A 6,000-nucleotide genomic window follows, 5' to 3' on the forward strand; every position below is an offset into this window, starting at 1 on the left:
CGTCGCGGGCCCCGAGCGCATCCCCCCTACACCCCGTCAAAGGACGAACATAGTTGAGCGGGAGTCAATTCAGAAGGGGCGCGCTCCCACGCGAGTCGCCCCACGATCGGAGTACAGGCCGGATTCATCCCCTTTGCACCTTCCTTCGTACCGGTCACACCCCCGCTGACCTGCCACGCTTCCTCCACTCCGGCAATTCGGCCAACCCTGCCCCACGGGTCCGTCCCGTCACACAATTTGCCGGGGCTGTGGACAAACTCGGGCGTCGGGTGCCTCATGGGAAGGTGACGGCTGCATTCCACCGGGCGACACCCCCCGAACACCCGAAGTGTGTGCGCATCCTCGTCGTCGGCGGCGGCTACGTCGGCCTGTACACGGCGCTGCGCCTGCAACGGAAGCTGAAGGCGGAACTCCGCCGCGGCGAGGCGGAGATCGTGGTGGTCTCGCCCGACCCCTACATGACCTATCAGCCGTTCCTGCCGGAGGCGGCCGCCGGCGCCATCTCGCCGCGCCACGTCGTCGTTCCGCTGCGCCGCGTCCTCACGGACTGCCACGTCGTCATCGGCGAGGCCACCGCCATCGACCACGCCAAGCGGACCGCCGCCATCTCCACGCTCGCCACCGAGGAGACCGGGCAGACGGAACAGATCGCGTACGACGAACTCGTCCTCGCCCCCGGCTCCATCTCGCGCACCCTGCCCATCCCCGGTCTCGCCGAGCACGGCATCGGCTTCAAGACCGTCGAGGAGGCCATCGGCCTGCGCAACCATGTCATCGAACAGATGGACATCGCCTCCTCCACCCGCGACCCCGCGATCCGCGACGCGGCCCTCACCTTCGTCTTCGTCGGCGGCGGCTTCGCCGGCGTCGAGGCGCTCGGCGAGCTGGAGGACATGGCCCGCTACGCAGCCCGCTACTACCACAACCTCAAGCCCGAGGACATGCGGTGGATCCTCGTGGAGGCCTCCGACCGCATCCTGCCCGAGGTCGGCGAGGAGATGGGCCGCTACACCGTCACCGAGCTGCGCCGTCGCAACATCGACGTACGCCTCGAAACCCGCCTGGAGTCCTGCGCCGACCGGGTCGCCGTCCTCTCCGACGGCTCCCGCTTCCCGACCCGCACGGTCGTGTGGACCGCCGGTGTGAAACCGCACCCCGTCCTCGCCGCGACCGACCTGCCGCTGAACGAGCGGGGGCGCCTGAAGTGCACCCCGCAGCTGACCGTGGACGGCGTCACGCACGCGTGGGGCGCGGGAGACGCGGCCGCCGTGCCCGACGTCACCGCACAGGAGCCCGGCAGGGAGACGGCGCCCAACGCCCAGCACGCGCTGCGCCAGGCCAGGGTGCTCGGCGACAACATCGTGCACGCGCTGCGCGACGAGCCCCTGGAGACGTACGCGCACAAGTACGTCGGTTCGGTGGCCTCCCTCGGGCTGCACAAGGGGGTCGCACACGTCTACGGACGCAAGCTGAAGGGCTGGCCCGCGTGGTTCATGCACCGCACGTACCACCTCAGCAGGGTGCCCACCTTCAACCGCAAGGCGCGCGTACTGGCCGAATGGACGCTTGCGGGCCTCTTCAAGAGGGAGATCGTGTCGCTCGGTTCACTCGAACATCCCCGTGCGGAGTTCGAACTGGCCGCCGGTGGAAAGCATTCTTCAGACCCGAAGGGGTCGAACTGAGCGGACCCAGGAACTCCGCCGGAAGCACCGACGTCTGACGGATGTCGGTCCGGTCGGCCAGACTGGTCCACGACCTGGGCGGGCCGACCCTCGCCCTGGCGCACCCACCAGGCTTTCCCCACAGCGCCGTACCCGCGGGGACCGGCCCCCGGACCCCCGCCCGGATCCGGAGCCGGCCGGAGACGACAACGACGAGGCAAGGAATCGGTGAACTTCACGCGCTGGAGCGCCCGGCTCCCCGGAACGCAGCGCCGCGCCGCAGCGCGGACCGAGCACGCGGTCTCACCGGACCGGCGGGACGGCTCCGTGCCCGTGGCCCGCGCCGAGCGGCTCACCGACAACACGCCGAGCGTGCCCGCCCTCGACGAGCTGCCGGCGCGGGAGGTCCTCGACCGCATCCCGGCCCTCGTCGCCCTGGTGCACGGCCCCGACCACCGCGTCGCCTACGTGAACGACGCCTACACGGCAGCCTTCGGCGCCCGCCCGATCGGCGAACCCGCGCACAAGGCACTGCCCGAGCTGGAGGAACTGGGCCTCCTCCCGCTCCTGGACCAGGTGCTGCGCAGCTCCAGGCCCCGCACGGTCAAGTCCCGCAAGGCGCCCGGCGGCCGTTCGTACACGTTCACCTGCACACCGGTGGACGCACCCGACGACAAGGCCCGGGGCGTGCTCGTCTTCGCGGCCGACGTCACCGACCACGCCGAGGCCGCCGAACGGCTGCGCGCCAGCGAGCGCGAGCAGCGCCGGACCGCGGTCACCCTGCAGCGCTCCCTGCTGCCCCAGGAACTCGAACAGCCCGACGACCTGCGCATCGCCGCCACCTACCAGCCCGGCGGCACGGAGGCCGCGGTCGGCGGCGACTGGTACGACGTGATCACGCTCGGCGGCGGCCGCACCGCGCTGGTGATCGGCGACGTCATGGGCAGGGGCGTCCGCGCGGCGGCGGTGATGGGCCAGCTCCGCACGGCGGTGCGCGCCTACGCCCGCCTGGACCTGCCCCCGCACGAGGTTCTCCAGCTCCTCGACGGTCTCGCGGCGGAGATCGACCCCAACCAGATCGCGACCTGCGTCTACGCCGTCCACGACCCGAACGAGGGCCGACTGGTGTACGCCTCGGCAGGCCACCTGCCGATCCTGGTCCGCGACGAGAGCGGCAACGTCCTGCGCGCCGACGAACCCACCGGCCCGCCCCTCGGCACCGGCGGCTGGATGCACGCCTCGGGCTCGGTACCCCTGGGGCCCGGATCCACCGCCGTCCTCTACACCGACGGCCTGGTCGAGCGCCGGGACGCCGACCTGGACGAAGGCATCGCGGCTCTGGGGGACGCGCTCGCCGGCGCCACGGGCACACCCCAGGTGATCTGCGACCGCCTGGTGCGTTCCGCGGGCGTCACGGCGGGCCACGACGACGACGTGGCGGTCCTGGTTCTCCAGCACCCGGCACGCACGGGGCCGGACGGCGAGCTTTTCCGCAACGCCGCGCTGGAACTGCTGGGCGGTGTGGAGGCGGCACCACGCGCGCGTGCGTTCGCCTCCGGGGTGCTGACGAGCTGGCGGTTCCCCGCGGACCTGCACGATCTCGGGGTGCTGGCGGCCAGCGAACTGGTCGCCAACTCGCTGCAGCACGGCACACCTCCCATGCGGCTGCGCCTGCGTCGCACGGACCGCCGCCTGATCATCGAGGTCACGGACGGCGACGACCACCTCCCGAGGCGCCGCCGCGCGGAACCGGCGGACGAGGCGGGCCGGGGCATCGCCATCGTGGCGACGATCGCGTCGAACTGGGGGTCACGCAGGACGCCCGGGGGTGGTAAGGCGGTGTGGTGCGAATTCGCACTGCCGAGGACCGGCGGCTGAACTCCGGCCGCGCTCCTGGCGGGGGAACCGTCAGGTGCGCGCCGACGCGGGCTCCGCCGACGCGCCGCCCTGTGCCACCACCCGGCTCCTCCCCAGCGACGGCCTGTTCTGCGCCGGCGTCAGCAGCCGCCCGAGCCGCACCGCGAGCACCGTGATGCCCAGCGAGCACAGCAGGAACGTCACGACGTAGGGCCCCGGCAGGGCCGCCGCGAGGGGACCGCCCACCGCGGGCCCCACCGCCAGCGCCAACTGCTTCACCAGGGCGAACACCGAGTTGTACTGCCCTGCCATCCCCGTCGGCGCCAAGTCCGCCACCAGCGGCGCGACCGTCGGCGACAGCATCGCCTCACCCAGTCCGAACAGCGCGTACGTCGACACGAACGCGGCCGTCGCCATCTCGCGGCTGCCGTGACCCAGTCCCGCATATCCCGCGACGGCCCACGCCACCGCCCAGATCAGCCCCACGGCCGCGATCACCCGCGTCCGCCTGCGCCGCTCCACGAACCTCAGCACCGCGAACTGCGCCACCACGATCGTCGCCGTGTTCGCCGCCAGTGCCGTGCCCAGCGTGGACGTCGAGATCCCGGCCGCCTCCACGCCGTACGCGCTCAGCCCCGACTCGAACTGCCCGTAGCAGGCGAAGAACAGCACGAAGCCCAGCACACACAGCTGCACCATGGCCCGGTTCCCCAGCAACTGCCGCCAGCTCGCACCACCGCCCCGCGGCGCGGTCTCCTCGATCCTCGGGGCCCGCGGCATCCGGACCGTCGACATGACCACGACCAGCAGCAGGAACATCGCCGCCTCGATCGCGAACAACAGCGTGAAGGACGCCGCCCGCGACACGTCTACGAGGTGCCCGCCGATCAGCCCACCGACACCGAGCCCCAGGTTCTGCAGGAAGAACTGCACCGCGAAGGCCCGCGACCGCGTCTCCGTCACCGAGCAGTCGACGATCATCGTGGCGAGCGCCGGCTGCATCACCGCCTGCCCGGCCCCGAGCAGCGCCGCCGCCGGCAGCACGCTCACCGCGCCGGTCGCGACCCCCAGGCTCAGCGCGCCCACCGCGGCCAGGACGAGGGCGGCGAGCAGCACCGGAAGCGGGCCGCGCCGGACGATGGCCCGCCCGGCGAACGGCAGCACGACCAGCGCCGCCACAGCGAAGACGGCGAGTACGAGACCCGCCGTCACGGCACCGAGACCCCGCACCTGCGCCACATAGACGTAGAGATAGGGGACGGTGAAGCCGAGGCCGAACGCGCTGAGTGCGTTACCCACATGGATCCGGCGCATCGCTGCGCCCATCGCCCTGGTCACTTTCACCTTCCTTGAGAAGCGGGCCACCGAGAGCCGGAGCTCTTACCTCTGAAGCGGTTAACCCTGAAGACTTCGAAACTAAAGTTCGATGTTGAACAGTACACCTTGAAGGACTTCGATGCCAAGCGAGGGCGTGTCATACTGCGTCCATGGGTGACACCCCCGGCGTGAGCGAGCCGACCCTCGACGAACAGATCGCCGCTTACCAGCGCGAGTTCCAGGACCTGGACCCGCAGGTGGAGAAGATCGTCTCGGCCCTGTCCCGGCTCAACCGCCGCATGAACGTCGCCTACGGCCGCCAGACCGCCGCACTCGGCATCAGCAACACCGACTGGGAGGTCCTCAAGGCCCTCGTCCTGTCCGGCGCCCCCTACCGCATGGGCCCGAGCGACCTCGCCAAGCGGCTCGGCCTGACCCCGGCCGCGATGACCCACCGCATCGACCGCATGGTCAGCGAAGGCCTGGTCACCCGGGAGCGCGATGAGGCCAACCGCGTCCGCGTCATCGTCGAGTTGACCGACGAGGGCCGCGAGAAGTGGCTGGAGGCGATGCGCCTCGCCTCCGGGTTCGAGGAAGACCTCCTCCAGGACCTCTCACCGGAGGAGCGCACGGTCCTGGGCGACGTGCTGACGCGCCTGCTGCGCCGTGTGGAGGACGCGCAGCCGGACGCCGGCGGCCGGCTCAGCGACCTCGACTGACGCCTACCGGAGGTTTGACGCAGCGCCAGGCCGGGGAGGCTTGACAGTCCACCCCGCGATCCGTAAGGTTCTTCGGGTTGCCACGGGGCCGTAACGGTTCTGCGGCAGCACCTCCTGCCGCCTCAGCGGCAAAAAACCACTCAGCACGATCTCCCGACCGGGTCAATTTCGGCGTGCCCGAAATTCGATTCCATTGGGTACGGCGACCCCGATCCACTCGATTGGGAATTGCCGGAGAGATCCGCTACGGTTGGAGACGTCGGAACGGCCCAAGGGCCGCGATGACAAGCCCGGTTGACTGGGCATCAGGCCCCGAAGGGAACTGAGGGATCTGATAGAGTCAACAAAGCTGGAAGGCCGAAAGGCCGGAAAGCACCGAGGAAATCGGATCGGAAAGATCTGATAGAGTCGGAAACACCGAAGGGAAGCGCCCGGAGGAAAGCCGA

The 6,000-nt window shown here is 70.7% G+C and carries 4 protein-coding genes; 3 read left to right on the top strand and 1 reads right to left on the bottom strand.

The annotated features are described in order from the left end of the window. The first annotated feature begins 284 nt into the window (after positions 1-284). Complete coding sequence (locus ACFYZJ_RS36955) at positions 285-1,682, top strand: NAD(P)/FAD-dependent oxidoreductase (RefSeq protein ID WP_388576081.1); 1,398 nt, start codon at positions 285-287, stop codon at positions 1,680-1,682. Positions 1,683-1,889: 207 nt separating this feature from the next. Beyond that, on the top strand, positions 1,890-3,539 hold the full coding sequence (locus ACFYZJ_RS36960) for a SpoIIE family protein phosphatase (RefSeq protein ID WP_388576083.1): 1,650 nt from the start codon (positions 1,890-1,892) through the stop codon (positions 3,537-3,539). 30 nt (positions 3,540-3,569) lie between these two features. Here the strand turns inward: ACFYZJ_RS36960 and ACFYZJ_RS36965 are convergent, their stop codons facing one another. Then, on the bottom strand, positions 3,570-4,844 hold the full coding sequence (locus ACFYZJ_RS36965; RefSeq protein ID WP_388576100.1) for an MFS transporter: 1,275 nt from the start codon (positions 4,842-4,844) through the stop codon (positions 3,570-3,572). Between the two features lie 161 nt (positions 4,845-5,005). Here ACFYZJ_RS36965 and ACFYZJ_RS36970 point away from each other — a divergent pair, with 161 nt between their 5' ends. Then, the gene (locus ACFYZJ_RS36970; protein WP_388576085.1) at positions 5,006-5,554 is read left to right on the top strand and encodes a MarR family winged helix-turn-helix transcriptional regulator; all 549 of its coding nucleotides are present in this window, start codon (positions 5,006-5,008) and stop codon (positions 5,552-5,554) included. Positions 5,555-6,000 lie beyond the last annotated feature (446 nt).

It is taken from the genome of Streptomyces sp. NPDC001848, assembly GCF_042891915.1.
GTDB lineage: Bacteria > Actinomycetota > Actinomycetes > Streptomycetales > Streptomycetaceae > Streptomyces.